The organism is Candidatus Finniella inopinata, from assembly GCF_004210305.1.
Taxonomy (GTDB): domain Bacteria; phylum Pseudomonadota; class Alphaproteobacteria; order Paracaedibacterales; family CAIULA01; genus Finniella; species Finniella inopinata_A.
Genome location: NZ_SCFB01000005.1, coordinates 64,412 through 89,695 on the forward strand (window position 1 = coordinate 64,412; position 25,284 = coordinate 89,695).

General features: G+C 42.8%; 29 protein-coding genes. 12 read left to right on the plus strand and 17 right to left on the minus strand.

The annotated features are described in order from the left end of the window. Nucleotides 1–491: 491 nt before the first annotated feature. The 4 genes from EQU50_RS03915 to EQU50_RS03930 all read right to left on the minus strand — a co-directional run bounded on the left by EQU50_RS03915 (nt 492) and on the right by EQU50_RS03930 (nt 4,241). Nucleotides 492–1,979, minus strand: a complete 1,488-nt coding sequence (locus EQU50_RS03915) for a phenylacetate--CoA ligase family protein (protein ID WP_130153843.1) — start codon at nt 1,977–1,979, stop codon at nt 492–494. A gap of 100 nt (nt 1,980–2,079) precedes the next feature. After that, a complete protein-coding gene (gene rlmN, locus EQU50_RS03920) occupies nt 2,080–3,180 on the minus strand; it encodes a dual-specificity RNA methyltransferase RlmN (RefSeq protein ID WP_130153844.1) in 1,101 nt (366 codons plus the stop codon). A gap of 45 nt (nt 3,181–3,225) precedes the next feature. Next, entirely contained in the window at nt 3,226–3,510 is a 285-nt protein-coding gene (locus tag EQU50_RS03925; RefSeq protein WP_130153845.1) for a hypothetical protein, read from the minus strand. Between the two features lie 146 nt (nt 3,511–3,656). Then, nucleotides 3,657–4,241: a hypothetical protein gene (locus EQU50_RS03930; RefSeq protein WP_130153846.1), complete on the minus strand. Its 585-nt coding sequence runs from the start codon at nt 4,239–4,241 to the stop codon at nt 3,657–3,659. A 76-nt stretch (nt 4,242–4,317) separates the two neighbouring features. Here EQU50_RS03930 and EQU50_RS03935 point away from each other — a divergent pair, with 76 nt between their 5' ends. Beyond that, a complete protein-coding gene (locus EQU50_RS03935; RefSeq protein ID WP_130153492.1) occupies nt 4,318–4,596 on the plus strand; it encodes a helix-turn-helix domain-containing protein in 279 nt (92 codons plus the stop codon). Continuing rightward, nucleotides 4,593–5,444, plus strand: a complete 852-nt coding sequence (locus tag EQU50_RS03940; RefSeq protein WP_130153847.1) for an IS3 family transposase — start codon at nt 4,593–4,595, stop codon at nt 5,442–5,444. Before EQU50_RS03935 ends, EQU50_RS03940 begins: the two co-directional genes overlap by 4 nt. A 625-nt stretch (nt 5,445–6,069) precedes the next feature. Here the strand turns inward: EQU50_RS03940 and EQU50_RS03945 are convergent. The 4 genes from EQU50_RS03945 to EQU50_RS03960 form a co-directional block, all read right to left on the minus strand. Beyond that, a complete protein-coding gene (locus EQU50_RS03945) occupies nt 6,070–6,675 on the minus strand; it encodes a hypothetical protein (RefSeq protein ID WP_130153848.1) in 606 nt (201 codons plus the stop codon). Between the two features lie 90 nt (nt 6,676–6,765). Next, a complete protein-coding gene (locus EQU50_RS03950; protein ID WP_130153849.1) occupies nt 6,766–7,344 on the minus strand; it encodes a hypothetical protein in 579 nt (192 codons plus the stop codon). Between the two features lie 159 nt (nt 7,345–7,503). Next, entirely contained in the window at nt 7,504–7,827 is a 324-nt protein-coding gene (locus EQU50_RS03955; RefSeq protein WP_130153850.1) for a hypothetical protein, read from the minus strand. Between the two features lie 72 nt (nt 7,828–7,899). Then, nucleotides 7,900–8,577 carry a hypothetical protein gene (locus EQU50_RS03960; protein WP_130153851.1) on the minus strand — a complete coding sequence of 226 codons (678 nt, stop codon included), beginning with the start codon at nt 8,575–8,577 and terminating at the stop codon, nt 7,900–7,902. A 176-nt stretch (nt 8,578–8,753) separates the two neighbouring features. On the opposite strand from EQU50_RS03960, the gene EQU50_RS03965 reads away from it, so the two are divergent. From EQU50_RS03965 to EQU50_RS03995, 7 genes are all read left to right on the plus strand, one after another. After that, nucleotides 8,754–9,335: a hypothetical protein gene (locus EQU50_RS03965; RefSeq protein ID WP_130153852.1), complete on the plus strand. Its 582-nt coding sequence runs from the start codon at nt 8,754–8,756 to the stop codon at nt 9,333–9,335. Beyond that, a complete protein-coding gene (locus EQU50_RS03970) occupies nt 9,332–9,544 on the plus strand; it encodes a hypothetical protein (RefSeq protein WP_130153853.1) in 213 nt (70 codons plus the stop codon). Before EQU50_RS03965 ends, EQU50_RS03970 begins: the two co-directional genes overlap by 4 nt. Before the next feature lie 181 nt (nt 9,545–9,725). Further along, on the plus strand, nt 9,726–10,793 hold the full coding sequence (locus EQU50_RS03975) for a C1 family peptidase (RefSeq protein WP_165380331.1): 1,068 nt from the start codon (nt 9,726–9,728) through the stop codon (nt 10,791–10,793). A gap of 242 nt (nt 10,794–11,035) precedes the next feature. After that, a complete protein-coding gene (istA, locus tag EQU50_RS03980) occupies nt 11,036–12,565 on the plus strand; it encodes an IS21 family transposase (RefSeq protein WP_420886594.1) in 1,530 nt (509 codons plus the stop codon). A gap of 21 nt (nt 12,566–12,586) precedes the next feature. Further along, on the plus strand, nt 12,587–13,408 hold the full coding sequence (istB, locus tag EQU50_RS03985) for an IS21-like element helper ATPase IstB (RefSeq protein WP_130153461.1): 822 nt from the start codon (nt 12,587–12,589) through the stop codon (nt 13,406–13,408). 168 nt (nt 13,409–13,576) lie between these two features. Continuing rightward, entirely contained in the window at nt 13,577–13,954 is a 378-nt protein-coding gene (locus EQU50_RS03990; protein WP_165380332.1) for a carbohydrate-binding module family 20 domain-containing protein, read from the plus strand. Nucleotides 13,955–14,136: 182 nt separating this feature from the next. Then, nucleotides 14,137–15,456 carry a carbohydrate-binding module family 20 domain-containing protein gene (locus EQU50_RS03995; protein ID WP_130153856.1) on the plus strand — a complete coding sequence of 440 codons (1,320 nt, stop codon included), beginning with the start codon at nt 14,137–14,139 and terminating at the stop codon, nt 15,454–15,456. Between the two features lie 148 nt (nt 15,457–15,604). Here the strand turns inward: EQU50_RS03995 and EQU50_RS04000 are convergent, their stop codons facing one another. The 7 genes from EQU50_RS04000 to EQU50_RS04030 are packed head-to-tail and all read right to left on the minus strand — an operon-like array spanning nt 15,605 to nt 23,067. Beyond that, entirely contained in the window at nt 15,605–16,648 is a 1,044-nt protein-coding gene (locus tag EQU50_RS04000; RefSeq protein WP_130153857.1) for an aspartate-semialdehyde dehydrogenase, read from the minus strand. After that, a complete protein-coding gene (gene serS / locus EQU50_RS04005; protein ID WP_130153858.1) occupies nt 16,645–17,925 on the minus strand; it encodes a serine--tRNA ligase in 1,281 nt (426 codons plus the stop codon). The genes EQU50_RS04000 and serS overlap by 4 nt, the downstream gene beginning before the upstream one ends. A gap of 3 nt (nt 17,926–17,928) precedes the next feature. After that, a complete protein-coding gene (gene tatC, locus EQU50_RS04010) occupies nt 17,929–18,684 on the minus strand; it encodes a twin-arginine translocase subunit TatC (protein ID WP_130153859.1) in 756 nt (251 codons plus the stop codon). Nucleotides 18,685–18,687: 3 nt separating this feature from the next. Continuing rightward, nucleotides 18,688–20,250 (minus strand): NADH-quinone oxidoreductase subunit M, encoded by a 1,563-nt coding sequence (locus tag EQU50_RS04015; protein WP_130153860.1) that lies wholly within the window; start codon nt 20,248–20,250, stop codon nt 18,688–18,690. Continuing rightward, on the minus strand, nt 20,250–22,133 hold the full coding sequence (gene nuoL / locus EQU50_RS04020) for an NADH-quinone oxidoreductase subunit L (protein ID WP_130153861.1): 1,884 nt from the start codon (nt 22,131–22,133) through the stop codon (nt 20,250–20,252). Before nuoL ends, EQU50_RS04015 begins: the two co-directional genes overlap by 1 nt. A 6-nt stretch (nt 22,134–22,139) precedes the next feature. Beyond that, nucleotides 22,140–22,448, minus strand: coding sequence for an NADH-quinone oxidoreductase subunit NuoK (gene nuoK / locus EQU50_RS04025; RefSeq protein WP_130153862.1), 309 nt, complete (start codon nt 22,446–22,448; stop codon nt 22,140–22,142). 1 nt (nt 22,449) lies between these two features. Further along, nucleotides 22,450–23,067, minus strand: a complete 618-nt coding sequence (locus EQU50_RS04030) for an NADH-quinone oxidoreductase subunit J (protein WP_130153863.1) — start codon at nt 23,065–23,067, stop codon at nt 22,450–22,452. A gap of 172 nt (nt 23,068–23,239) precedes the next feature. Between EQU50_RS04030 and EQU50_RS04035 the strand changes: the two genes are divergently transcribed. The 3 genes from EQU50_RS04035 to EQU50_RS08570 are packed head-to-tail and all read left to right on the plus strand — an operon-like array spanning nt 23,240 to nt 24,551. Further along, nucleotides 23,240–23,833 (plus strand): 50S ribosomal protein L25/general stress protein Ctc, encoded by a 594-nt coding sequence (locus tag EQU50_RS04035; RefSeq protein ID WP_130153864.1) that lies wholly within the window; start codon nt 23,240–23,242, stop codon nt 23,831–23,833. Nucleotides 23,834–23,855: 22 nt separating this feature from the next. Beyond that, nucleotides 23,856–24,425 carry an aminoacyl-tRNA hydrolase gene (gene pth / locus EQU50_RS04040; RefSeq protein ID WP_130153865.1) on the plus strand — a complete coding sequence of 190 codons (570 nt, stop codon included), beginning with the start codon at nt 23,856–23,858 and terminating at the stop codon, nt 24,423–24,425. A gap of 3 nt (nt 24,426–24,428) precedes the next feature. Beyond that, the gene (locus EQU50_RS08570; protein ID WP_277986310.1) at nt 24,429–24,551 is read left to right on the plus strand and encodes a hypothetical protein; all 123 of its coding nucleotides are present in this window, start codon (nt 24,429–24,431) and stop codon (nt 24,549–24,551) included. A 17-nt stretch (nt 24,552–24,568) separates the two neighbouring features. On the opposite strand, the gene EQU50_RS04045 is transcribed toward EQU50_RS08570, so the two are convergent. Then, nucleotides 24,569–24,748: a hypothetical protein gene (locus EQU50_RS04045; protein WP_130153866.1), complete on the minus strand. Its 180-nt coding sequence runs from the start codon at nt 24,746–24,748 to the stop codon at nt 24,569–24,571. 87 nt (nt 24,749–24,835) lie between these two features. Continuing rightward, a complete protein-coding gene (locus EQU50_RS04050) occupies nt 24,836–25,258 on the minus strand; it encodes a hypothetical protein (RefSeq protein WP_130153867.1) in 423 nt (140 codons plus the stop codon). Nucleotides 25,259–25,284: the final 26 nt, after the last annotated feature.

Genomic DNA, 25,284 nt, shown 5'->3' on the forward strand with positions numbered 1-25,284 from the left:
GTGGGGAAAAACACATAAAACCCAATAATTTCCTTGGATGTATTTCGAATCATTCTTATTTTTGCACAACCTGCTTTTAATATTATTGAATAAAAGATAATGTAGAAATAATAAAAAGACGCAGGGTTATGTTTTTGTTGGAAAACTTTCCATATAAAATTTTTGATTTCTCTATTTAAGCGTTTAATGCCATCACTTGACGTAAATAATTTTTTCTGATTTTCAAACTTCTTTATACTTGAAAAAATATAACGTCGGAATGAATAATCAAGTGATCTATAATACGCATCAATATTTTCAAATTGGTCTAAATACAAGTAATAAGACGGCATCCTTATTCGAAGATACAGGTCATATAACCACACAACAAAATGCGCAAAGACATTCATGAACGAACCACCATCAACAGGATTTAATTCGTATATTTTATTTGTTAATAGTTAATATTTTGATAAAAATAGAATTTTAAATATACTCAAAAATCTATATAATCAAACCAACCCCCTTCTCTTCGTCTTTTTAAAAAGCTCTTGGGAAAGCTCTGGCCATTTACAAAGGCCCAAACGAAGGACGCATTTTTCTGGGTCTTGGTCAAATTGCTTGTAAATCTCTTCATAATCTTTTTTGAATTCATGCTGCAGGTCACACAACCCTTCTATAATTTTCTGATACAGAAACTGAAACAATTCTGGCGAGGGTTCCTTGGTGGACTTTTTTGTTTCAACCAGCAGCCTTAGATATTGATGATCATGCTCGTCATATTCAGCACTGGCCTTGTAATGTCCCGTTAAAAATTCCGTAAGGGGTTTGGATTGAATAACATTGTCTAAGATGACCTCGGCTATTAAAGACCCTTTTAATTTCAAGTTGCTGTCTGACCGGCCGAACAGGGCTACAATGTCCGGCAAATGGTCGCCAATATCCTGAATTACGTCATACAAGGCTTTATTTTGATCATTGTCAGGTCTGTGGGCCAGGATGAATGCCCGCAATTCTTTCCAAGGATACAATTGAATGGAGTCATGCAAATTGTAACGGATAAGGGGAATTCCTTGCCATTTGGTGATACACAGGTCGCCGCCAATTTCTTCGATGTAATAGTCGATTGCATAAAAATGAAAAAAATTGGGCAGGATCCCATTGTACCCCATTTTGGTGGCAAGGGACTTGTCTTGGTAAAGAAGTTTACGAATAGCGGCAGAGGCCTGAGATTCAGCCCCCAGAAGGTCTGTGTCGGCGCTTCCATAAATAGAGAGCATGGAGGTTGCGACCCCGGCGCCCGCTGGGCAACAAAGCGTGTCTAAATGCTCTCTGAATGATTCATTAAAGGGTTCACCAAGGGTACTGAATCTTAATTTGTGAAAGGGAAATTTTGCGTGCAGGCCCAGGCTGTCAACGGTATCAAGAATATACGTTATAAAAGAAGGGCACAGAACTAACAAAAATTGTTCGTACAGAGGTTCATATTTTAGAATGAATTCGATAATTTCATCGATATTATTGCCGGCTGTAAAAACAGAGAAAGGATATTCGGTAATGTCGGATACGTTTTCAGCGTAATAGGCAAAACTGGTGCCACCTGCCCAGCTTCCTAAAGATGCGGCGATGATACAAGCTGTTGGCGCTGTATAGATATTATAATTCAGTTCGGCATAGCTTCTTAAAAGAAGGCCTTTCATGGCTGTTGTGTTGTATTGAGGCCAAAAAAAAGAATTTTTTAAGTTTGAGGAACGCAGATATAAGGTTTCTTTGTGGTGATCGTCAGCAAGAAGCTCAAAATAATTAGATGCTAATAAATAGTTTTGCTTATTCATTAACGGAAGCGTTTCAAAAGCCGCGGGGAGGGTTGTTAAACCCTTTCCTTCTAAAAAATGCGCGTAAGCCTTGACGTTTTTAAAAGCGCGCTCTGCATGGAATTGGGCCAATCTTTTATCGCCCAAGCTTTTTAATAATGTGATTGGAGACTTATTGATAATCATTTTCTTTATCACCGATCACATAACGCGCATTAAAAAACCTCTTATTTTAAGATAAATTGTTAAAATTAATATTTCATTAACGGAGCTCTGGTGGGGTGCTTCAAGCAGCTGCCATCGGTGTACCTGCCTCCACCAACTTACTTTTCCTTTGTCGTTCGCTGGCCGATTTCAATTGTCCGCAGGCGGCCAGAATGTCTTGCCCGCGGGGGGTTCGAACGGGCGACGGATAGCCGGCCCTTTGAATAATACTGGCAAATTCTTCAATACGCATCGCTGATGAGCATTCAAAGGTCGACCCGGGCCAGGGGTTAAAAGGGATCAGGTTAATTTTGGCGGGAATCCCCCGAATCAGGCGCAGCAATTCCTTGGCGTCCGCATTGCTGTCGTTCACATCTTTCAACATGACATATTCAAATGTGATGCGCCGCGAGTTGCTGGCCCCTGGATAATGCCTGCAGGCATCAAGCAAATCCTCAACCGGATACTTCTTGTTCAAGGGAACCAGGTGATCACGAACGTCATTGCGCACAGCATGCAGCGAGACAGCCAGATTCACCCCAATTTCTTCGCCACACCTTTGCATCATGGGCACCACGCCCGATGTTGACAGGGTAATGCGCCGCCGCGACAAACAGATCCCCTCGTTATCCATAATAATGAGCAGCGCCTTCTTGACGTTTTCGTAATTGTACAACGGCTCGCCCATGCCCATCATGACGATGTTCGATACGTGCCGGTTACCCACGGGCGACGGCCATTCCCCAAACACATCACGGGCCACCATCATCTGGCCCACAATTTCGGCAGAGGTTAGGTTTCGGACCAGGGTTTGGGTTCCCGTGTGGCAAAATTTACAGGTTAACGTGCACCCAATTTGCGAGGAGACGCATAAGGTTCCCCGGTCAACCTCTGGTATATGAACCGTCTCGGCCTCTTGATTATCATTGAATCGCAGCAACCATTTTTGCGTGCCGTCATTAGAAACCTGCGAGGTGGCGATCTGGGGGCGCTCTATAACAAACACTTCCTGCAACTGTTGGCGCATGGCGGCTGATATATTTAGCATACGATCAAAGTTGGTCACGCCGTGGTGATAAACCCAGTTCCAAACCTGCTGCACCCGAAATTTCGGTATTTGGTGCGCTTGAAAATGGGTGATCAGTTCTTCACGGCTTAGGCCAATGATGTTTTGAAGGGGCATGCCGGCAGCTTTATGTGTGTTAGTTTCCTTAACATATAGGTAACGCTAATTCACAATGCAAGTGTTGTTCTGACAGTTGTCTGCAAAGATCTCCGAAAAGCCATTATCACCCGTTTCTGTGGCTTCTTTCATTGGTGCTTTGCATTTAACAGAAGGAATGGGGGCAGAAGTTTCGCTTAAAGAAATGGCTATTTTTACGGCTATGGGGCGAAGCAATTTATCATTTTCAGGAAGCTTGTTATCGAAAGTGACAGGGAAATTTTCATCATCGAAGATATCATCTTGGTCAGATCCATAAACGATCGAACAGAGAAAAAGGGAAAAAATCAACGATAAGACCTTGCGCTTGAAACACATAGAAAATTTTAATTTGACCATAAAAGTTACTAATAGAAAAAAAATAACCTATTTAGTAAAAATTTTATAAAGATTTTGCAAAAGATTATCGAATATTTTTTATTTGGATTGAAGTAAAACTATTGTAACGTGCAGCAAGCTTGGACTGGCATATCACTTGGCAAGCTCATATTTTTCAGGTCGTGTAGGGATTTACTGAAGCTTTCGTATAAACGAGAACGATTGAAAAAAATATTATCCTGTTCATAATCATGTTTAGACCAACCCAGTTGAAATATCTCATTGCCTAACTGTCGAAAGCAGCCTTTGAAAACATCTTTATCAGCATCTTTACTGATACCAACAATATCGTATACTGCGTCATAAGGACGGATCACTTTCATTAAAACACAAGCTAAACTGGGTTCATTTGATCCCAAATGGAGTTTGTCCAAATCTGGATCAAGAAGCCAACGCGCAAAGAGTATGTTTAACAATTTCTCGTCTGTAATCTTTCTATCTTCTATCTGTGTTTTCAAATTCTGATATGCGTATTGTCTGGAATTGGGGGATGCAAGAATGCTTTGTCGTGTCTCTACAACCGAGTCCTCAGCATACACATCCTCTGTGTTGTTCAATGTCAAGTGAATATGGGGCTCGCTTTGCGCGTCAACCAGCGAAGGTGTTCTTGAAGAGAGGTCGGGGTGAATTGCCCTGCACCCCAAAAACTGGACACAAAGTTAAGAGAGTTTTTTAGCTCCTGAGTGTTGTATAAAAGACAGCAACTGAAGGAAATAAAAAATGGGAAAGATCCGCCAACAACACAGCGGCAAAACGAAATTAGAAGCAGCGATTGCGATGATCAGTGGCAAGAGCCCCGTATCAGAACTTTCACAAAAATATGGCGTTCATCAAAGCGTTCTCCAGAGGTGGAAGAATGAGCTTTTGGATGGTGGGCCTGAGATTTTCAGCCGTCGCAAAAAACCTAAAGAAAATGGCCCCACAGTTGACGATCTTCAACGCAAGATTGGCCAGCTCACCATGGACTTAGATTTTCTAAAAAAAGCGTTGGGGAAATGAGCGTTAGAGAGAAGCGCTCCATTATTTCCCCGGACCAAGGCCTGACAATTCAAAGACAATGCGACCTTCTAGGGCTTCACCGTTCAAGCTATTACTATGCCGAAAAGGAAGATGAATCTTACACTGAGATTATGAACGAAATCATGGACATATGGAGGGAACACCCCTTTTTTGGCTATAGGAGAATCACCTGCTGGCTTTTGGATCGGGGAATACGCATCAACCACAAGTGCGCCCTGCGATTGATGAAACTTATGGGATTGCGGTCCATATTACCCAAACCCCGGACAAACACCTCCATCGCAAATCGTGAAAATGCTGTCAGACCGTATCTTTTGAAGGAGCTTGTGATTGATCACAAAAACCAAGTCTGGGCCACGGATATCACCTACATCAAGCTCCCCGGCGGCATGGTCTATTTATTTGCCTTGATCGATTGGCACACACGATTTGTTGTGGGCTGGAAGTTGGCCAACACAATGGAAGCAAGTCATGGGATTGAAGTTTTAGAGGAGGCCATAAAACGTCACGGATCGCCGGAGATTGTGAACTCGGATCAAGGCAGCCAATTCACAGGGGAAGCTTGGATCCTAGCGGCAGAAGCCCATGGGATCAAGGTGAGTCATGATGGCGTGGGGCGCTGCATTGATAACATTCGGATTGAACGGTTGTGGTGGTCCATTAAGTATGAACATATCCATCTTTACTGCCATCAAACCATGTGGGAGCTCGAAAAGGGCTTGGAGCACTATTTGATCTTTTACAATACGAAACGCCGCCATCAGGGGATCAAGAACAAACGTCCGGCTGATTTATATCTGGTGGGGGAGATCAAAGAGGCTGCCTAATATGGCGGGGCTCTGCCCCACACCCCCGAATATTTAAAGCATGCTTAAAGGTGAGCTTGAAGGAAGGGGGTCACCGAAGCAACCCTTCCCTTAACCATGCACGGCCATCGGCTTTCCAGCCTGTTCCGTGGGAGAAAAATAGCATCGTCCCGTGGATTGATAAAGGGAATTTGTTGGAAAAGTGAAGGGGAAAATTAGGGGAGTCAAAAAAGAAAAAAAGTACTGGACGGAGAAAAATGCCCGTGGTAACAATCATCAAAACTCAGGGACGGAAACTCTCTTAAATAGTCCTCAATTATGTCCAGTCCAAAGGGTGCACCGCAAATGAATAGTGGGGGAGTTGATTTTTTATTCCGAATCCCTTCGTCAATGATGTCGGCTGAATGAATAGATCCAAAAAAACTGAAGGCCAGAACGAAGAGGAAAAAATTACGCATAAAAAACAATTTTTAATCTAATTATTCTTTAATTGTAAGTTGTTTTTTTGAGCTTTGTCTATAAAATCTTAATTTTTTGTGGAGTTTCAAGATATTCTTAGCTGGCCGGAATAACACGAAAATCCAGGCATTTCCTATTAGAAGCGCCACCCATTATGAATTGTATGTTAGTCAGGCTGTATTTAAGGCTATTGCACAATACAAGAAGAAGATTCTCCTTCTTTCAGTGCAAAGTTGCTCATGGCCTCTAAAGAGCGCAAGGTGGCACTATCGTATAGGTTCTCCACTGTCCGCTTTGCGCAGGCGTAAAACCTGTTCTCCTTAGCATCCGGGGAGCGCATAATCTTTAAGGAATTTGAGAAGAGCAAGAATTCTTGTTCGTGTAAGTTGCGCTTGAGGAATTTAAGCATCTCTTGCTCTTCCTCGGTCTCTTTAGAGAGAACTGGGGCTTCGCCAACTCTACTTTCCAGAATTCCGCTAAGCTTTGGCGGGGATAAGTTATGAAAAACGGGTGGGATGTGATCCTCATCGCTAGAGATATTTTCCTTATCGGAGTTCTCTCTACTATCCTCATCAGAGCTACTTTTCTCCTCGTCGGTGGAGTCAGGTCCAAGGTGTTCAGCTTGGCGAGGAGGGCTAAAATCTGAGTGTTCTTCATCAGAAAGGATCGACGGTGAAGGAGCCTGCTTAATGAGTGCAGAAAAGTCCCGCTCATTAAGGACAGCAGTTTCAACCCCACCATAAACATTTGAATAAACAATCAAAGCACAAACAAATAGCAGAATTTTACGCATGGGGGTCAATATTTTTTAACACGGATACAGAAATTTATAAAAGAAAAGAAATAAAAATTCAACAAAGAATTTATTTAAAATTAAGCGCATCTACAGAATATTACAGCAGGTCCCTATGCTTTCTCCAGTGCGCAAGTAATATGAGGTTCCTTCAAATCTTTTTTCAAGGGCTGAACCTGCAAATAAAAGGTTATCTGGAACGGGCGACTCTTCATCATCGACCTGGCGAATCATATTGCCTAAGTCCCGAAAGCGGCCTTTAAACTGCTTTTTGTCTATGTCATATCCATCATCATAAGGGCGGGTGACTTTCACCAAAAGACTGGCCAGGGTTGGCTGTCCTCTTGAGTGAAGTGTGTCAAAATTCACCTTACGACACCAATATAAATACAGCAGGTCTAACAAATTATCATCATTAATGGATTTGTCTTCTATCTTACTTTTTAGAAGCGCGTACCGTTCTTTCTCATTCGAAGGTGTATCATTTTCCTGTTGAAGACTTGAAACTGAGTCTTCAGAATCCTCCTTCTTTTCCCCACTTCCCATACTTATCAGGGCAAGTGGTACGTCCTGTAGATCTCTGATTGGGGGTATTTCTTGGCGCAGATCGGCTCCATAACCGATTGAACAGAGGCCAAAAACAAAAACAAGGAAAAAATTTGCGTACATGAAAAATCAATTTTTAATTTAATTATAGATTAATTATCGACTATTTTTTCCAATTTTGTCTATCTTTTCCTAAGCTGTTTTTCCCAGCGGTGCACGTGCCTGACAAAATCAGTCAAAGTGTATAGGTGGTATTACTGCACAATGCAACAAGATGTTGGTTTATTCGTTGGAGCAGCTGGGGGTTGAGAGGTGGGGGTCATCATTTATCTCAAAAGAAGTGCCAGCTTCCATAGGATACGAAGTTTTTAAGGGATGGTCTTCATGGAAAATGGGGGGCATGTCTACAAGGACAATCGAGTATGTATTAGGCCATATACTAAGTGTTGCGACTGCACGCGTATTTCCTGAAGAGGACTCTCTGCAATAGTTTTCGTGATGAATGTCTGTGTGGAAAGTAGGGATCTCTAAGCTTAGATCATCATCTTGCCCATAAACAATAGAACATAGGCTGAGGGCTAAAAATAATAGATAAATTTTATGCATTACAACTAAGAATTTTTTTTGATTAAAGACTAGAATAAATATAATAAAAATCCAAAATATTCAACAGAAAATTCAAACAGAAAATTTGTGCCGATTCCCATTAAAAAACGAGTGACCTTGCAACTTTGTTATTTTGCGTAAGCAAAATTCAACCGTTTTAACAATATCACTTAGGGCAAGGTTTTGTTCATATTGCTCTGTGCCCATCCAACGATGGCCTAATGTATTCAAACCCCTCAGCTTACCAGTCATGCCCGTTAACACCTGAATTTGATTCGGATAGCCTGAAACCTTTGGATTGATTACGGTCTTCAGTGGGGGGTTAAGAGCCTGTTTCGTGTTTGAAAGCCAAAGATTAAAATCAGCGATAATGGGTTCAAGTTGACTTAAAAGCTCATTTTGTCCCTCAATGCTTGAAAAAAAGCAGCCGCACCAATAACTGGCATTTTTTTCATGTTCATCTGCAAAGGCAGATAATAATGCTACTTTTTCGGTCAGCGTCACAAGAAATGTATCTGAAGGCGAAATAACAGAAACAACTGGCACGTGCCGCAAACCGTCATCAAGCTTTACAAGAGACTTTAAGACAAATTCTGCCTGATCGGCGGTAGTAATAATTTTTTGAGTTTGCTCATCGTCGACTTCAATCGAAAAAAGCCCAATGCAAGAGTCGGTGGCCCAGGTTGGTGGGGAATGCCAAAAACATAAAATTATTATTAAAACTAAAAAAACACTTGAATGATTTTTCATGATCGCTAATGTTAATAATGGCTTTTGAATTACATATATTATATAAAACATGTAAACAAACGGTTAATATCTCTTAAAAATAGATCTTCAATATTTATTTTGTTTATTGATTTTATTTAATATTTGATATTACAATAAAACTTCCTTTTTAATCAACCACTACTATGAAAAATTCTATGAGTTTGTATTTTCGATTGATCGCCTTGGCTGGCATTATGTTGTCCGTTCCGGGTTTGTGTTTTGCCTGTTGGAAAGATGCTGACAGGGATGTAACAAGACTAGCCCCTGTTCAATATAAGGATTTTACGTTTTTTCCCCAAACCCATCAGTTCGACGGATCATTCTGGTCTGAAGTTAATCAAATGCAAATCGGCTTAAAAATTCATATGGATAATCAGATCACAATTACAAATCGTTCTATTGTCACGTCAGCGGAGTGCCTTTTAACAAATGAGGCAGCTAATTGTACGATGATAAGAGAAAAAATAGAGACATTAATCAAACGGCAAGAGGAACTGGAAGAAAAATTTCAGCAAGTTAGCGATATAAAACTGATTTTAAATGATTTGTTTTACCTGATTACCTTAAACCCTGATCTTTTTGTTGTCTTGGGTGTGGGGGCAAATTCTTCTGGCATGGGTCCAGACGGTCCATCTTTCTTATTGCCACCTACGTTTGATCAACTGATCAAAAAGTGTAAAAAAAGCAGTCTGGTCGCAGTCAATATTGACGATTTTAAAAAAAGCCTTTCAGCATGATGGAATTTTTAAAAGTGACGATAATACAAAGTCAAAACGGGAAGAAAAAGTTAGATGAAGATGTTCCTGTGTTTACTCTGCCTCTTGGTTCATACCAAGAATTGGGGGGCTTTTACCAAAGATTGATCACACAAATTTGGTCCTTTCAGCAAGAGATTAGGGAAAAGAAGGCCTTGAAAGAAAAGAAATCAATTTTTAGTTGTTTTTGAACGCAGACAGTTTTCTAACGCTGCACTGCGCGAGACCGGGCATGTCCTTGTAAATTTGTCGATTAAATAGCGAAGCCCCATATATTTGATATCACTTAGTAAAAATACATGATATTAACCAATAATTAATTTTTATATGTAATATTTAATATGCATGTTATTAATTAATGGAGTTATTATTATGGTTTTTTATAAAACAGGACTGGCGCTGGCGCTATTGTTAGCTTCTACGTCCGTTTCTTTTGCAAGTGTGGAGAAAGAAGCAGATGCATCCCAACAGGCTGCGGCCCCTTTCCACAGATATAATTTAGTTCGGGATGAAGAAAGGCCTCAAACCCTAGCGAAGCTTGCAAACCTTTCAACTTTGAAAAAAACGCAAACGTTTCTTGAATCTCTCAGGGCATCAACTCCGCCAGCTTCTTACGACATGCGCAGTGTCTTGATCAACCCTGCGTCTAAACCACCTGTTACTCAGAATGACATCGATACCTCAATTTACCCTGTCTACGATCAAGGTGGCCTTGGATCTTGTACAGCCCAAGTTGCAGCAGGAGTTTTGCAATACAGACAACTCTTAGACCAGTCATTAAACAGCACAGCACGCCCTTCTTATCCTGTGCCTTCTAAGCTGTTTATCTATTACAATACAAGAAGCGCTGCTGGTGATAGTGTAAATCAGGACACAGGTGCCTCTGTGAGTGATGTTGCGTTGGCCGTAACCAATTTGGGTGCACCGCCTGAGACCCTTTGGCCCTATAGCGACAGTGCGACTGCTAAAATAAACTTTACAATGAAACCAACCGATGCTTGTTACAGTAAGGCATTGGAGAATGTGGCTCGCGGCACCAGCGCTGTTAGCATTCCTCGTGGTTCCAATGTGGTGAAGACCTTTCAAGAATTATTGTCTAATAATTGCCCAATTTTGATTGGTGTAGCGATCTATTCCTCTTTTGAATCGGCTGAAGCAACAAAAACTGGCAAAGTCCCTATACCCAACACTTCTAAAGAAACACTTTTCGGAGGGCACTGCTTAATGGTGGTTGGTTACAATGACAAGTACGCACCTGGCACATTCACTGTCCGAAACTCTTGGGGGAGTTCTTACACGGTTGGAGATGAACGCAGACCTATTGGTAATAACGGATATTATTATATACCTTATGACTATATCGCAAACCCCAATTTAGCCTTTGACTTCTGGACGATTACTGCGTATTCCGGCGAAAATCGAATAGTGATTCCGGTCTAAACCGAACGGCAATTCCGGCTCAATTCGAATGGTGATTCTGGTCTAATCCGAACGGCAATTCCGGCTCAAATCGAACAGTGATTCTGGTTTAAATCGAATAACGATTCCAAGACGAAGCGATGGCCTTTGACCTCCTGTATCAAGGAGACCTTTGGTTATAAAACGCGTTTTATGAACGCTGTATCCTTTTTTTGTTCAACAAAACATGAAAGGAACAGCCCATGTCACGGAGTCACATATCAATGAGAAAGATCAGAGAAATCTTACGTTTACGGTACAGCTGTGGATGTAGTTACCAGGAGATAGCCAAGAGCATTGGCATTAGCGCGAGTACGGCGGTTGAAGGCGTCAAGAGGGCAAAAGCAGTTAACTTAAGCTGGCCTGTGCCCGACAATCTAGGCGACGAAGAGTTGGAGATCAAGCTGTATCCGCCTGCTCAAAAAATCAATAAAGAACAACGGGGAGAGATTGATTGCATTTATATTCATAAAGAACTCAAGTGCAAGCATGTTACGTTACAATTATTATGGAGTGAGTATAAAGAAAAGTACCCCCAAGGGATTAGCTACAGCCAGTTCTGCGACGTTTACCGAGGATGGCGTAATTCAACACTTGATGTCTGGATGCACCAGACCCACAAAGCAGGAGAGAGACTTTTTGTGGATTATGCCGGTCAAACGATGTCCGTTGTAACGGATACGTCGACAGGGGAAGTCGGTGAAGCACAGATTTTTGTAGCTGCGCTTGGTGCGTCCAGTTTTACCTACGTGGAGGCCACATGGACCCAAACGCTTGCAGACTGGATCAAGTCTCACGTGAATGCGTTTGAATATTATGGTGGCTGTCCAGAGATTGTTGTGCCAGACAATTTAAAGAGTGGGGTCCATAAGGCGCATCTTTACGAACCTGATATCAACCCAACCTATCAAGATATGGCCTCTTATTACGGCGTCGCAATTATTCCAACAAGGTCAAGAAGTCCGAAGGATAAAGCTAAAGTTGAGAATGCAGTCCAACAAGTCGAGAGACAAATTCTGGCCAAGCTTCGTAACCGTACCTTTTTTAGCTTGAGCGAGTTAAACCAAGCTATTCAGCCACTTTTGGATGTCTTAAACCGACGTCCTTTCCAAAAACTGCCAGGATCCCGTTTAAGCCACTTTCAAGACCTTGAGAAACAGGCATTAAAATCCCTTCCAACAACTCGGTATGAGTACGCCGAGTGGAAAAAAGTTAAAGCCGGCTTCAACTACCATATTGAGTTAGACAAGCATTTTTACAGTGTTCCCTATGCCTTGGCAAAGGAATCTCTCTATGTTCGCTATGGACCGACGATTGTTGAAATTTTTTGTCAGAATAAATGTGTCGCGACCCATGTCAGAAGTTATGGTGCCAACGGATATACGACAAATACTCTGCACATGCCAAAAGCTCATCAAGCACAGGTGGAATGGACACCCGAACGAATTGTTTCTTGGGCCAAGAAAACGGGGGAAGCAACGGCAAAATTGATAGAAGTCATCATGGCTTCACGCGCCCATCCTCAACAGGGGTTTCGCACGTGTCTTGGGATTTTAAGGCTCGGCAAGAGTTACGGTGAAGACCGTTTAGAGCTGGCTTGTAAAAGGGCTTTAGAGATAGGAGGCCACAGTTACAAAAATGTTGAATCTATTTTGAAGAACAAGATGGATCAACAGTCTTTATCCTCGTCCTCAGAAGTCAATAGCCTCTCTGATTCTCACGAATATATTCGTGGCCAAAAATACTTTAAATAATCTAAAAAAGGAGACCCTTTCATGTTACTGAATCCAATTGTTTACAACCTTCAAAAACTTCGTCTTCATTCTATGGCAAAAGCCTTTAAAGAACAGCTGGAGCAACCAACCATAACGCAGCTGAGCTTTGAAGAACGTCTTGGCTTGTTGGTTGATACAGAAGTCATCGCCCGGGAAAACAGGCAATTACAGGCACGCTTGCGCAGTGCCAAACTACAGCAGACGGCCTGCCTTGAAGATATTGACCATTCATGTCAGCGTAACCTAGACAAATCTTTGTTGGCCACACTTTCTCAATGCCAATGGGTTGCTTCTCATCATAATATTTTGATTGTTGGGCCGTGTGGCACGGGGAAAACATTCTTGGCTTGTGCTCTGGCCCACAAGGCTTGCCTTCAAGGTTATAAAGTTCATTACTGCCGCCTCAGTCGCTTGCTTAGCGAATTGCAGCTTGGAAAGGGGGATGGGAGTTATGGAAAAAGAATGAGTGAACTTGCTAAAACGGAGGTTTTAATTTTAGATGATTTTGGATTGTCTATTCTGACAGATGAGCAACGCCGTGACTTATTGGAGGTTTTGGATGACCGACATGATAAACGCTCTACGATTGTCACCAGTCAGATTCCTGTCAAACTCTGGCACGAAACCATAGGAAATGAGACGTTAGCGGATGCTATCCTCGATAGGTTGGTTCATAATTCTTATAGGCTTGAAATTAAAGGGGAATCTATGAGAAAAGTGAGGAGTAAAGAAAAGGATCAGGAAAACACCAAACAAAAAAACATCGAGGGTCCTTTGCATGACACAACGGAAATCACAAACAATGAAGGGGTGAAAAAATGAGATAAAATCGGAGAGTTCGCTTCTCTTTGATTCGTATTCGAATTAAACCAGAATCCGCGTTCGGATAAAACCGGATTCACCGTTCGAATTAAACCGGAACGGCCATTCGGATAAAACCAGAATTGCCGTTCGAATTAAACCGGAACGGCCATTCGGATAAAACCAGAATTGCCGTTCGAATTCGCCGGAATACGCACGATTACAAAAGTTGGGTCCGTTGCAAAAGGGACCATTAAATTTTCCGTGAGTGCCACTACAATTTTTGGTCAGAATGTTTACGTTTCTGGAAATATCCCTCAATTGGGATCTTGGAACTTATCCCAAGCATTGTTACTTTCCCCCGATGCTTATCCAACCTGGAAGGGGACCATCACTGCACCGTTAGGCACGACAGTAAGTTACAAATATGTGAGAATGTATGGTCCCGTTACCAAATTAGCGCAGCCTGAAGGGCTTAAAGCTGCAAGGGTTCAATGGCTTGACGGACCGAATTTGTCTGTTACCCCTTCCGCCAGTGAAAATCCAGTTTCTTATAACTGGAAGTGATGCAAATTATGACTTGAAAAGGGGGGCTTGTTGAACGGCTCCCCTTCGCCAAAATCAAATTATTGAATTAAGAATAATTCTTTTTTTATGTGATTTAAAATTTCCAATATTAGTAAACGATTAAGGTTACATATCTATAATAAAAATGTGAAGTTAATTTTTTATTTATAGGGGTTATTATAATGATTCTTTCGAAAACAAGTATGACGCTGGCGTTATTGCTGGTTTCTACTTCCATTTCTTTTGCAAGTGTGGAGCATGAAACAGCTGCTTCGCATAAAACATCCATTCATGGTCATAAGTATAATTTGGTTCGTGATAAAGATCGCCCTCACATACTGGCGGCTCTGTCAAATCACCCTGCTGCTGAAAAAGGGAAGACAGTCATGGCGGCTTTTAAAAGTGCGCCTGCAACACTTCCAACCTCTTGGGATATTCGAACCGCTATTCCAAATGCTGCCACATGTTTTACCCCCTATGACCAAGGGCAACTTGGGTCTTGTACGGCCAATGCAGCCGCCGGGGCTTTGCATTACAAAAATCTTTTGGCACAGGCACAGGCATCAATAAAGGGTACCACCACTCCCTCTTATCCCACCCCTTCGCGTATGTTTATTTATTACAACGAGAGAAGTGCGGATGGTGGTGGAGTAACCCAGGACGTAGGCGCTTCCATAGCTGACAGCATCTTGGCTATATCAAATTATGGGGCACCTTCTGAATCGGGAAAGACGCCTCCTTTCGGGTCTGCTTGGCCCTACAGCGACATTACAAGTGGTAAAAATCCACCCTTTACCGTTAAACCGTCCGATTTGTGTTACAGCGCAGCACTTGCCGACATGGATCTTGATACAGGTGTTGCCAGCATTGCCCAAGATGACAATGTTGTGACCAACTTTAAAAAAGCATTAATTGCAAATAATCCTGTTCTTATTGGTATCGACGTCTATGATTCTTTTGAATCTGACGCGGTTGCTGCAACAGGTATTGTACCTATGCCTGACACCAGCATAGAGGACATCTTGGGCGGTCACGGGCTAATGGTTGTTGGATACAATACGAATCCGAAAGCACCCAACACCTTTACAGTCAGAAACTCGTGGGGAACAGGCTGGGGGGACAAAGGTTATTGTTATATACCCTATGACTATTTCACGCTTGAAAATGGGTTAGCCTCTGATTTTTGGTCTGTTGGTAAGGTTGGCGCTAAAAAGGCAACGCCTGTTAAGTTTTCAGTTAAAACGACGACTAGTTATGGCCAGAATGTTTATGTATCGGGTAACACTCCAGAATTGGGTTGTTGGGATACCGCTCAAGCAATGCTTTTATCTTCACAAAACTACCCAACCTGGACTGGCAGCGTTACTGTGCCATCAGGCCAGACAATACAGTACAAGTATATCAAAAAGAATGGTAATAAAGTCCAATGGCTTGGCGGGGAAAACTTGTCCCATAATCACTCAGCGACGAATGAGAACTTAGCTTCCTTTACCTGGATGTAATGTGCAGGGTTACAAATAATCTTTAACATACCCTTCTTGGTAATTTTTCGGGAATTTGATGGCAGAGGTTTTTTACAAAGACTAGGCGAGAAAGCCGCGAATAGTGATTCTATTTAAGGCTTTTGAGCCGCCGTTTATGTAAAAAAGATCAAACAGAAAAACCCGGTAAAGAATCGAGAAGCGGTATCAGCCGTTCAGCAATCTGGACGGCATTTAAGGCTGCGCCCTTTCGGATATTATCGGCGACAATCCAAAGGGATAAGCCATGCTCAACCGTTTTATCCTGGCGGATACGGCTGATGTAAACGTCGTCATCGCCGGCGCATTCGATGGGTGTGGTGAATTGATAGTCTTCAGGATTGTCGACGACACGAACGCCTGGAAATTGGCTCAATTTTTGACGGGCCTTGGCAACAGACACAGGCCCTTCAAATTCAATGGTCGCCGCCACAGCATGCCCCACAAAAACGGGAACCCGCACACAAGTTGCTGTCACCTGAATAGGAGCATCCATAATTTTTTGCGTCTCAACGGCCATTTTCCATTCTTCTTTTGTGTAGCCATCGTCCCTGAACACATCAATCTGGGGAATGACATTAAAAGCAATGGGTCTGGTGAAACAATTATTTTCAAGGGCATCGTTTACCAACACGCCCCTGGTCTGGTGAAACAATTCATCCATGGCTTCTTTTCCGGCCCCTGAAACGGACTGATACGTGGAGACAACGACCCGCTTGATGGGTGACAAATCATGCAGGGGTTTTAAAGCCATAACCAACTGAATGGTTGAACAGTTGGGGTTTGCCACAATGCGGCGTTTGGTAAAATCTTTCAAAGCATCCGCGTTAATCTCTGGTACAACCAAAGGAACATCGGCATCCATGCGAAAGTGCGATGTGTTGTCAATCACCACGCACCCTGCTGCTGCAGCCTTTGGGGCATATTCCGCCGATACTTTGCCGCCCGGTGAAAACAACGCCAAGTGGTAACCAGAAAAATCAAAATGAGTTAACGACTTAACGACCAAGATATGCTTTTCCCCATAGGAAATCTGTTGCCCTTTTGACTTTTCAGAGGCAACCGCTGTGATGTTTTCGGCTGGAAATCCATGCTCTTCTAATATACTCAGCATAGCCCGACCCACATTTCCTGTGGCCCCAACAACGGCAATTTTCACGTTTTGTTTTTTCATGATTTTCTTGCTATAACCTTCAGCCCATTCATATAAGGCTGCAACGCATCAGGAACAGCAATACTGCCATCAGATTGTTGATAGTTTTCCATAACCGCAACCAAGGCACGCCCAACAGCAACACCTGATCCATTGAGGGTGTGGACAAACTGGGTTTTGCCATCCCCATCAACGGGGCGATAGCGCGTGTTCATGCGGCGCGCCTGAAAGGTGTTGCACCGTGAACAGCTGGAGATTTCCCGGTATGTATTTTGGCTTGGCAACCAAACTTCTAAGTCATAAGTTTTTTCCGATTGAAAACCAATGTCGCCGGTGCATAAGCTGAGGACCTTATAGGCCAATCCCAATCGTTGCAACACAGTTTCAGCGGCACCTGTCATGCGTTCATGTTCGGCCACAGCCTGTTCGGGGGTTGTGATGCTGACAAGCTCAACTTTGCTAAACTGGTGTTGGCGAATCATGCCGCGTGTGTCACGCCCTGCCGCCCCAGCCTCTGCTCGAAAGCACGGGGTATAGGCTGTATACCGCAAAGGTAAATCCGCCTCGGCCAAAATCTCACCCGACACCAGGTTGGTCAACGCCACCTCGGCCGTTGGTATTAACCAATGACCGGTGTTGGTTTGAAACTGGTCATCTCGAAATTTGGGCAATTGACCGGTTCCAAACATCACCGATTCATTCACCATCAGCGGCACGTAAGCTTCTTTGTAACCAAATTCACGCGTGTGAATATCCAACATAAATTGTGCCAGGGCGCGTTCCAGGCGAACCAAATCGCCGTATAACACCACAAAACGCGAACCTGAAAGCTTAATGGCCCTTTCGAAATCCATTAAGCCCAAGGCAACGCCCAAGTCATCGTGGGCTTTGGGCGTAAAATCAAAGCTTGGTAAATTCCCCCACCGGCGAATTTCCAAATTGTCCGCCTCGTCCGCACCATCAGGGCAATCGTCAGCTGGCAAATTTGGTATTTCGGACAACAGGCGGTGCAGATCTTGTTCGGTCTGGTCGGCCTGGTGTTTATAATCTTTTAAATCTTGCTTGGTTTGATCAATGTTTTGCGTTAATTCCTGCAAATTCCCATTGGTTGCTTTCACCGTCGAGTACGTTTTGGCCAACGTGTTCAAGGCCGCTTGCCGCGCCTGCATTTCGGTCAAAGCATGGCGGTGTCGTTGATCAATTTCCAAAATAACAGCTGATAGTGGGTCTAACCCACGGCGCTGTAAACCTTGATCAAATAAATCGGGGTGGGTGCGTATAAAACGAAGATCAAACATTACTTAAACATCTTTTTTGGCTCGGCGTTTCGCCAAGACCTTTACCATCATAATAGAAAAACCATACAACATAATAAGCGGCAAGGCCAGACCCAGCATGCTGACAATGTCAGGGGGGGTTATAAAGGCCGAAATGGCAAAGATCACCACAACAGCGATGCGCCATTTATTAACAAGCGTTTCAGCGGTAATCAAACCCACGCTTGCCAATAACGTCAACACGACAGGCAGTTCAAAACAAATACCAAATGCAAATATTAAGCGCATGACGAAAGACAAATATTCGTTGACTTTGGCCTCTAGCTGAATGGGCAGATGCCCTGCATTCGATTCGAAACTTAAAAAGAATTCATACGCTGTTGGAAAAATAATTGTATAGGCAAACCCTGCCCCCAACAGGAAAAGCACTGGTGTTGTTGCCAATAAGCCTATAAACAAGTTTCTTTCATTGTGGTATAAACCGGGCGCTATAAACCGCCAAACCTGTATAGCCATTAACGGAAATGAGATAAAGGCCGCAGCAAAGGCTGCCACTTTGATATACGTCAAAAAGGCTTCTGTAAGGCCAGTGTATATTAGGCGCCGACCGCCTCCCTTTGTTTGCAACAGTTGGGCCAAGGGGCGAACCAGGAATTGAAAGATATTTTCCGAATAAACGTAACAGATGGAAAAAACGATAACAAATCCAATTAAGGAATAGATCAACCTTTTTCTTAATTCCAAAAGGTGGTCTAGTAAGGGCTTTGGCTGATCAATCATGGTTTAATATAATGCTATATTAGGCCGGCTAATACGATGGTGCAAAAGAACACTTTGGCGCACCGATTTGTTAATATGTTTCGTAAAGAATCTTGGGTAAATTCCCATGGCCAAAACCACAACCAATAAATAGCATAAAATAAAACGTTCTGAAAAAGTTAGATCAAGATTGGTCCTTTGGTGGGTTTTTGTCTCAATCGATTTATGCCCAAAGGAAATATTGTCAGAGGATGTCATGTCGGTTGAATCGTTTAATGGGGTTACTAATTTTCCATTAAATAGCCGATGATAAAGCCACAAAGAGTAAGCAGCTCCCAAAACAACTCCTGATAACGCCAAGGTCGTAAAAACAGTATTAATTTGAAATGTTCCATAAAGAATAAGGAATTCGGCAACAAAACTCCCAGTTCCCGGCACAGCGATGGATGAAAAGGTAAATATTAAGAATAAGGCTGCCAACTTTGGGAAAGCTTTATGAAGCCCTCCATAAGCCTTAATTTCAAGCGCATGAAAGCGGTCATACAGCATCCCAACCATAAAAAACAAGGCTGAAGAGATAAGTCCATGACTTAACATTGATAAAATAGCGCCTGTGGTTCCCTCTGGGGTCAAGCTAAACAATCCCAACGTTACAAATCCCATATGGGCAATTGAAGAATACGCAATTAGTTTTTTCATATCCGTTTGGGCCAACGCAACAAGAGACGTGTAGAAAATGGCAATCACACTTAACGTCATGACAAAAGGGGCAAAGTAGGTGCTGGCGTCAGGCAACATCGGGATCACAATACGTGCAAAGCCATACCCACCAAGTTTAAGCAATACCCCTGCTAACATAACCGAGCCTGCCGTTGGGGCTTCCACATGGGCATAGGGAAGCCACGTGTGAAAGGGCCACATAGGGATCTTTACAGCCATGGCAATAAAGAAAGCAACCCATATCCATGATTCTAAAAGGGGTGAGAACTTCTGATCTACAAGAGAAGGGATTTCTGTCGTTCCAAATTCACTGTACAGCTTGGCAACGGCCAGAAGCATAAAAATAGACCCTAACAAGGTGTAGAGAAAAAACTTAAAGCAAGCATGAGTGCGACCCTCCCCTCCCCAAACGCCAATAATTAAAAACAAAGGAATAAGGGTTCCCTCGAAGAAAATGTAAAAAAGGACCAAATCAAGGGCACAAAAACTGCCTAAAAGAAGGGTTTCTAACAGAAGGAAAACCATCATATATTCCCGAACTCTTTTTTGGATGGTATGCCAACTAAAGATTATGCACAAAGGCGTCAGGAGGGTGGTTAGCATGACAAAATAGAGGGATATTCCGTCAATTCCTAAGTAGTAAAAGATGTTGATTCCGTTGCACCATTCGTGTTTTTCAACCAACTGATATCCAGAATTAAATCGATTAAATTGTGCCCACAAAATCAGACCGAGGGCGAAGTTTATCGAAGATATCCATAACGCGACGGATTTGGCGTTTCGTTCATCTTTTGGACGAACAAGACCCAAAAAGAAGACCCCTGAAAGGGGCAAAAAAATCATTAAGCTTAGGAAAGGTAAAGTCATTATAGGTTAACCCTAGAAAACCCAGGACAATTATAAAATATCACCAAATAATATCCCAAAATCAGAAGAATTGCTAACATCATGATGAATGTATAACGCGATAAATAACCGTTCTGTAAAATTTTGTGACGTCCAGAAAAAAACAGCAGGACTTTACTGCTGGCCTCTGGTCCGAATCGATCAATCACTCGGACATCAATGATACGCCAAAAAAATGTGCCCAGCTGCAAAATTGGTTTTGTGAGCAAGCTCTTGTAAATCTCGTCAAAATAGCCTTTGCGGTAAGAGAATTGATACAATAGACCATTGCCCAGCTTGTTAGCTAAATTTGGATGGCGATAGACATGAATAGCCCCAAGGATGCCAGACACTGCAAGAACGAAAGGGATCAATTCCAACCACAAGGGGCTGTGGGTTGTCTCAACGAGCAATAAGTGCCAACCACACCAGCCACTGACGACAGCCCCTGAAGCCAAAACAAATAAAGGGATCAACATGAGAAGGGGGGATTCGTGAAGGTGGGCTTCGACTTGGTCATCAGCTCTTAATTGACCTTGAAACACCAACCATAATAAACGCCAACTGTAAAAAGTCGTCAGTGTTATAACGAACAAGGCAATGGTAAGGCCACCGATGGATCCTGCCTCCCAAAGGGAATAGAGAATCCAATCTTTGGAATAGTAACCCGATAAAAAGGGAATACCGCCTAATGCCAAACTGCCTATCCACATCAACCCACAAGTCGTTGGAATAAAACGTGCCAGGCCACCCATTTTTCGAATATCTTGTTCACCGGACATGGCGTGAATGACCGAGCCAGCCCCAAGAAATAACAAGGCTTTAAAAAAGGCATGGGTAACTAGATGAAAAATTGCTGCTTTATAGGCGGAACATCCGCATGCCAACACCATATATCCCAGCTGACTGCAGGTTGAGTAGGCAATAATTCTTTTGATATCTGTCTGGGTCAGGGCGACAACGGCCCCGAATAAAGCAGTTAAGGCCCCAACAACAATCATAACGTTTCTAACGTAAGGGGCACATTCGTATAAAGGTGACAATTTGGCTAGTAAAAATATGCCCGCGGTTACCATGGTGGCTGCATGAATAAGGGCAGAAACTGGTGTCGGGGCCTCCATGGCATCAGGCAACCAAACATGAAACCCAATTTGCGCCGATTTTGCCATGGCGCCTATAAAAAACAGAAGCCCTATTAGATTAAGGGCAGATACCTCGCTGAACCAAAAGTTCATGGTGGCATCGGCTTGGCCTGGAATCTGTGTGGCTAGGGATGAAAATTCAAGGGTTCCAAATTGATATAACAAGGCGCAAATGCCAAGCAACATGGCTGCATCACCAACCCGATTCACCAGAAAGGCTTTCATGGCTGCAGGCCCTGTTTTTTCTCGGTGGCCCCAAAATCCAATCAATAAATACGACGCCACGCCGACCCCTTCCCATCCAACGAACATTTGAATAAGCGTTGGTGACGTTATCAACAGCAACATCATAAAGGTGAAAAAATTTAGATAAGCCATAAAACGGGCGCGATGTGGATCATTGGCCATATAAGACAACGAATAAATATGAACCCAAAAGGAAATAAACGTAACCACCCCAGTCATGGCAAAATTCAAATCATTAAAACAAAGTCCCCAAAATATCTTTAATTTTCCAACCTTTAACCAGTAACACAGCTTCATCGCAAAAGTTAGATCGGGCTTTAGGCTGAACCATAACCCCAAAAGGCCGCCAAAACTGATGGCAACGGCCATGCAGGTTACAGCCTGGACGATCCTTGGGTGCCGCAGTAAGCATAAACTTAGGCAAAACCCGCCCAATGTGCTGAAAACAACCAGAAGGGACAAAAGGTTGAGTGACACTGGTTCTTAGTCCTTTAATTGAGTTGCTTGATCAATATCAATGGTGCCCCGTTTTCGAAAGTAGGAAACCAAAATAGCCAACCCGATAGCAGTTTCGGCAGCAGCCATTGTTAATACGAAGATGCAAAAGATTTGACCAGACATGTCAGAAATATCTGCAGAAAAAGCCACAAAATTTATATTAACCGCCAGCAGAATAAGTTCAATGGATATCAATAAGTGAATGATGTGGCGTCTGTTGAGAAAAAAGCCAAAAATACCTATGGTGAATAAGATGGCAGAAACCATGAGATAACTTCGAACATCGACTGACACTTTAAGGATTCCCTTGTTTGAGGCCTTGCCTAAATTCTACATGCTTTAATACCAATGTGTCTTTTTTTGTGCGGTTCAACTGGTTTTTCAGATTTTGTTTGGGCAATAAACGCTGATTCTGTGTCGATAAAGTCAAAACAATGACTCCGATCATGGCAACAAGTAAAATCAGACCCGAGATCTGGAAAACGTAAAAATAGTGGGTGTATAAGAGTTCGCCCAAGGCTTCGGTATTGCTAAGATACTTTGGCATGGGAAACGAAGTCCGATCAACAGTTCTTGCCCCCTGTTTCCATTGAAGTGCAACCGCAATTAATTCTCCTGCAAAGACGCAAGCTGCAACTATGGAACCTAAATGGTAACGCACCAGTTCTTGGTTTTGCGTTTGCGACGCATTCAGCATCATTACTGCAAACAAAAATAATACGGCTATGGCGCCTACGTACACGATCACTAAAATTAAAGCAATGAATTCGGCCCCCATCAATAAAAAAAGGGCTCCCGCATTGAAAAAGGCCATGATTAAAAAAAGAACGCTGTACAAGGTGTTGCGCACACAAACAACAGCAGCGGCACACCCAATCAAAATGGCAGAGAATAAATAAAAAAGTACATCCATTTAACTGGTGGCTTCCCCTTGTGTTTTTCCCGTAAGTTAGTGCCAGTATTGCCGATTCACGCGAAATTAACAACCAACGAACAACCAATAACAGTTGAAAATTTGTCCCCAGTCGTTTATCAAAGAGTTTGAGATAAAATATATACCCCCCTTATTGTAGGAGTTTAGAGACATGAGCAACATCGGAGCTTTGACGGCGATGAGCCGCGGAAACAAAGGTACAGGGCCTGCCCGCGCTCTTCGTCGCGCTGACATGGTGCCAGGTATTATTTATGGCGACCGTAAAGAGCCCGAAATGATCGCTGTAAATTTTAAAGCTTTGGCGAGAGAGCACCAATCTTCTAATTTTTTCAGCAAAGTTTTTACGCTTGAGATTAACGGTAAGAAGCAAGAGGTTATCGCGAAAGATATACAGCTTCACCCCGTCAGTGATGCCCCTTTGCATGTGGATTTTCAACGTATAAACAAAGATTCTAAGGTGAACTTATTTCTGCCGGTGACGTTTATCAACGAAGAGAAATCGCCTGCTATGAAACGTGGTGGTGCGTTGAACGTGATTATTCACTCACTGGAAATTACCTGTTCACCACATATGATTCCTGAGAATTTGGTTGTTGACTTAAGCGGCGTCGAGATGCACCAGAGCATTTTAATTGAGCACCTGAAATTGCCACAGGGTGCACAAGCGGCCCATCCGGTTCGTGACAATGTTTTGGCCACGATTGTTGCCCCCAGCGGAACAACAGACGAAGAGAAAACTGCTTAAATTTATTTGGTAATCTAAAGCAATGTTTGTGTTAGTTGGCCTGGGGAACCCCGGGCCTCAATATTCTTTAAATCGGCACAATGTGGGTTTTATGGTCGTCGATACCATAGCTCAATCCTACCCTTTTAACCCTTTCAAGACGAAATTCAATGCCTTCATTGCAGAGGGTAAATTGGGTCCTCATAAGGTTTTGCTTTGTAAGCCGATTACGTTCATGAATCGGTCGGGGCAAGCCCTTGGTGCCCTGATGAATTTCTATAAGATTCCTGTAGAGAATTTGTACGTTGTTCATGACGATTTGGATTTGACGTTTGGTCGATTAAAACTGAAACAGGGTGGCGGATCAGGGGGGCACAATGGTTTGACCAGCCTTGACCAAAGCATTGGAAAAGACTATTGGCGCCTGAGGATAGGCATTGGCCATCCAGGCCATGCCTCAGCTGTTTCAAACTATGTGCTCAGCAACTTTAGTGGGCACGAGCAAAAAGAACTAATCCCCATGCTAACAACAATTGCTGAACTGACGCCTGATTTGTTTGGCAGCGATGCTGGTTTATGGTTAAATCAATATCATCAACGTCTAAAGCCTTAAAACATGATTGTTAAAATTGTAGGTTCACTTTTTTTGGTCTTAATTCTGGCAAGCCTTATTGCTCTTGGTACGGTTGGTATACCTGTCGCCTCGGTTTCCGTTGAAAAAGAGATCACCTTGAAGTAGTTGGACGGAGTTAAGTTTTAGGCATCTGGACTTTCCAAAGTGAAAAGGTGCCCGTAAATTTGGTTTTCACGTTTTAAACGGACAGGGTAGGGTTCGAAAGGACAAGAAGCAATGATCTTAGCACTTTGGATAACTTTAGAAAGTCGGGCCTTAAGGTCTGCGATGTCATCGTCTAATTGTTCAACAGATGCTTTCATTTCATCTGAAAATGTAAAGAAATTGTCTGTGGGAAATCTTGAAAGATATTGCTTTTCTTTCTGTTTGCTCAAAATCCTCTTGGTTAGTTATTGAATGCGTTGGTTGAAATCCTCTTGAAAAGCCAAATGGTTGCAATGATTGTCTCGGTCGATAAAATTGGGAATAAAGAAAGATCGGCTTTTTAACAATTGTGTATAGGGTTCCATAAACGATTCGGACTGGTAATACTTCAGGACTTTTTCTCTATCCCGTGACGGCCCCAAAACTTTTCCGGCATTAGTTAAAGGTTTCTCTTTTGGCAAAGTGATCGAAGCAAAATCCACTCGCTGTCCTAAGGGATGATTCAGGTCTAACAAGGTTGGCTCATGCGCTGCCCTTCGTTGTGCCCATTTTACGCCAGGCGGCCGATCAGTTCCAGTCTGATCGGTTGCTTGGCAATCGGAAACGCAAGCTGCTAAAAAAAATGAAAGGGCAGATGAATAACACGTTCGATCTAAGGAATTTGTCATACTCTGCCCTTTTCTTATTTTCCTTT

Coding starts and splice junctions, on each gene's coding strand:
- EQU50_RS03915 (WP_130153843.1), bottom strand. CDS start 1,979: ATGATTATCAATAAGTCTCCAATCACATTATTAAAAAGCTTGGGCGAT.
- rlmN (WP_130153844.1), bottom strand. CDS start 3,180: ATGCCCCTTCAAAACATCATTGGCCTAAGCCGTGAAGAACTGATCACC.
- EQU50_RS03935 (WP_130153492.1), top strand. CDS start 4,318: ATGGGAAAGATCCGCCAACAACACAGCGGCAAAACGAAATTAGAAGCA.
- EQU50_RS03940 (WP_130153847.1), top strand. CDS start 4,593: ATGAGCGTTAGAGAGAAGCGCTCCATTATTTCCCCGGACCAAGGCCTG.
- EQU50_RS03945 (WP_130153848.1), bottom strand. CDS start 6,675: ATGCGTAAAATTCTGCTATTTGTTTGTGCTTTGATTGTTTATTCAAAT.
- EQU50_RS03950 (WP_130153849.1), bottom strand. CDS start 7,344: ATGTACGCAAATTTTTTCCTTGTTTTTGTTTTTGGCCTCTGTTCAATC.
- EQU50_RS03955 (WP_130153850.1), bottom strand. CDS start 7,827: ATGCATAAAATTTATCTATTATTTTTAGCCCTCAGCCTATGTTCTATT.
- EQU50_RS03960 (WP_130153851.1), bottom strand. CDS start 8,577: ATGAAAAATCATTCAAGTGTTTTTTTAGTTTTAATAATAATTTTATGT.
- EQU50_RS03965 (WP_130153852.1), top strand. CDS start 8,754: ATGAGTTTGTATTTTCGATTGATCGCCTTGGCTGGCATTATGTTGTCC.
- EQU50_RS03970 (WP_130153853.1), top strand. CDS start 9,332: ATGATGGAATTTTTAAAAGTGACGATAATACAAAGTCAAAACGGGAAG.
- EQU50_RS03975 (WP_165380331.1), top strand. CDS start 9,726: ATGGTTTTTTATAAAACAGGACTGGCGCTGGCGCTATTGTTAGCTTCT.
- istA (WP_420886594.1), top strand. CDS start 11,036: ATGAGAAAGATCAGAGAAATCTTACGTTTACGGTACAGCTGTGGATGT.
- istB (WP_130153461.1), top strand. CDS start 12,587: ATGTTACTGAATCCAATTGTTTACAACCTTCAAAAACTTCGTCTTCAT.
- EQU50_RS03995 (WP_130153856.1), top strand. CDS start 14,137: ATGATTCTTTCGAAAACAAGTATGACGCTGGCGTTATTGCTGGTTTCT.
- EQU50_RS04000 (WP_130153857.1), bottom strand. CDS start 16,648: ATGAAAAAACAAAACGTGAAAATTGCCGTTGTTGGGGCCACAGGAAAT.
- serS (WP_130153858.1), bottom strand. CDS start 17,925: ATGTTTGATCTTCGTTTTATACGCACCCACCCCGATTTATTTGATCAA.
- tatC (WP_130153859.1), bottom strand. CDS start 18,684: ATGATTGATCAGCCAAAGCCCTTACTAGACCACCTTTTGGAATTAAGA.
- EQU50_RS04015 (WP_130153860.1), bottom strand. CDS start 20,250: ATGACTTTACCTTTCCTAAGCTTAATGATTTTTTTGCCCCTTTCAGGG.
- EQU50_RS04030 (WP_130153863.1), bottom strand. CDS start 23,067: ATGGATGTACTTTTTTATTTATTCTCTGCCATTTTGATTGGGTGTGCC.
- EQU50_RS04035 (WP_130153864.1), top strand. CDS start 23,240: ATGAGCAACATCGGAGCTTTGACGGCGATGAGCCGCGGAAACAAAGGT.
- pth (WP_130153865.1), top strand. CDS start 23,856: ATGTTTGTGTTAGTTGGCCTGGGGAACCCCGGGCCTCAATATTCTTTA.
- EQU50_RS08570 (WP_277986310.1), top strand. CDS start 24,429: ATGATTGTTAAAATTGTAGGTTCACTTTTTTTGGTCTTAATTCTGGCA.
- EQU50_RS04045 (WP_130153866.1), bottom strand. CDS start 24,748: ATGAAAGCATCTGTTGAACAATTAGACGATGACATCGCAGACCTTAAG.
- EQU50_RS04050 (WP_130153867.1), bottom strand. CDS start 25,258: ATGACAAATTCCTTAGATCGAACGTGTTATTCATCTGCCCTTTCATTT.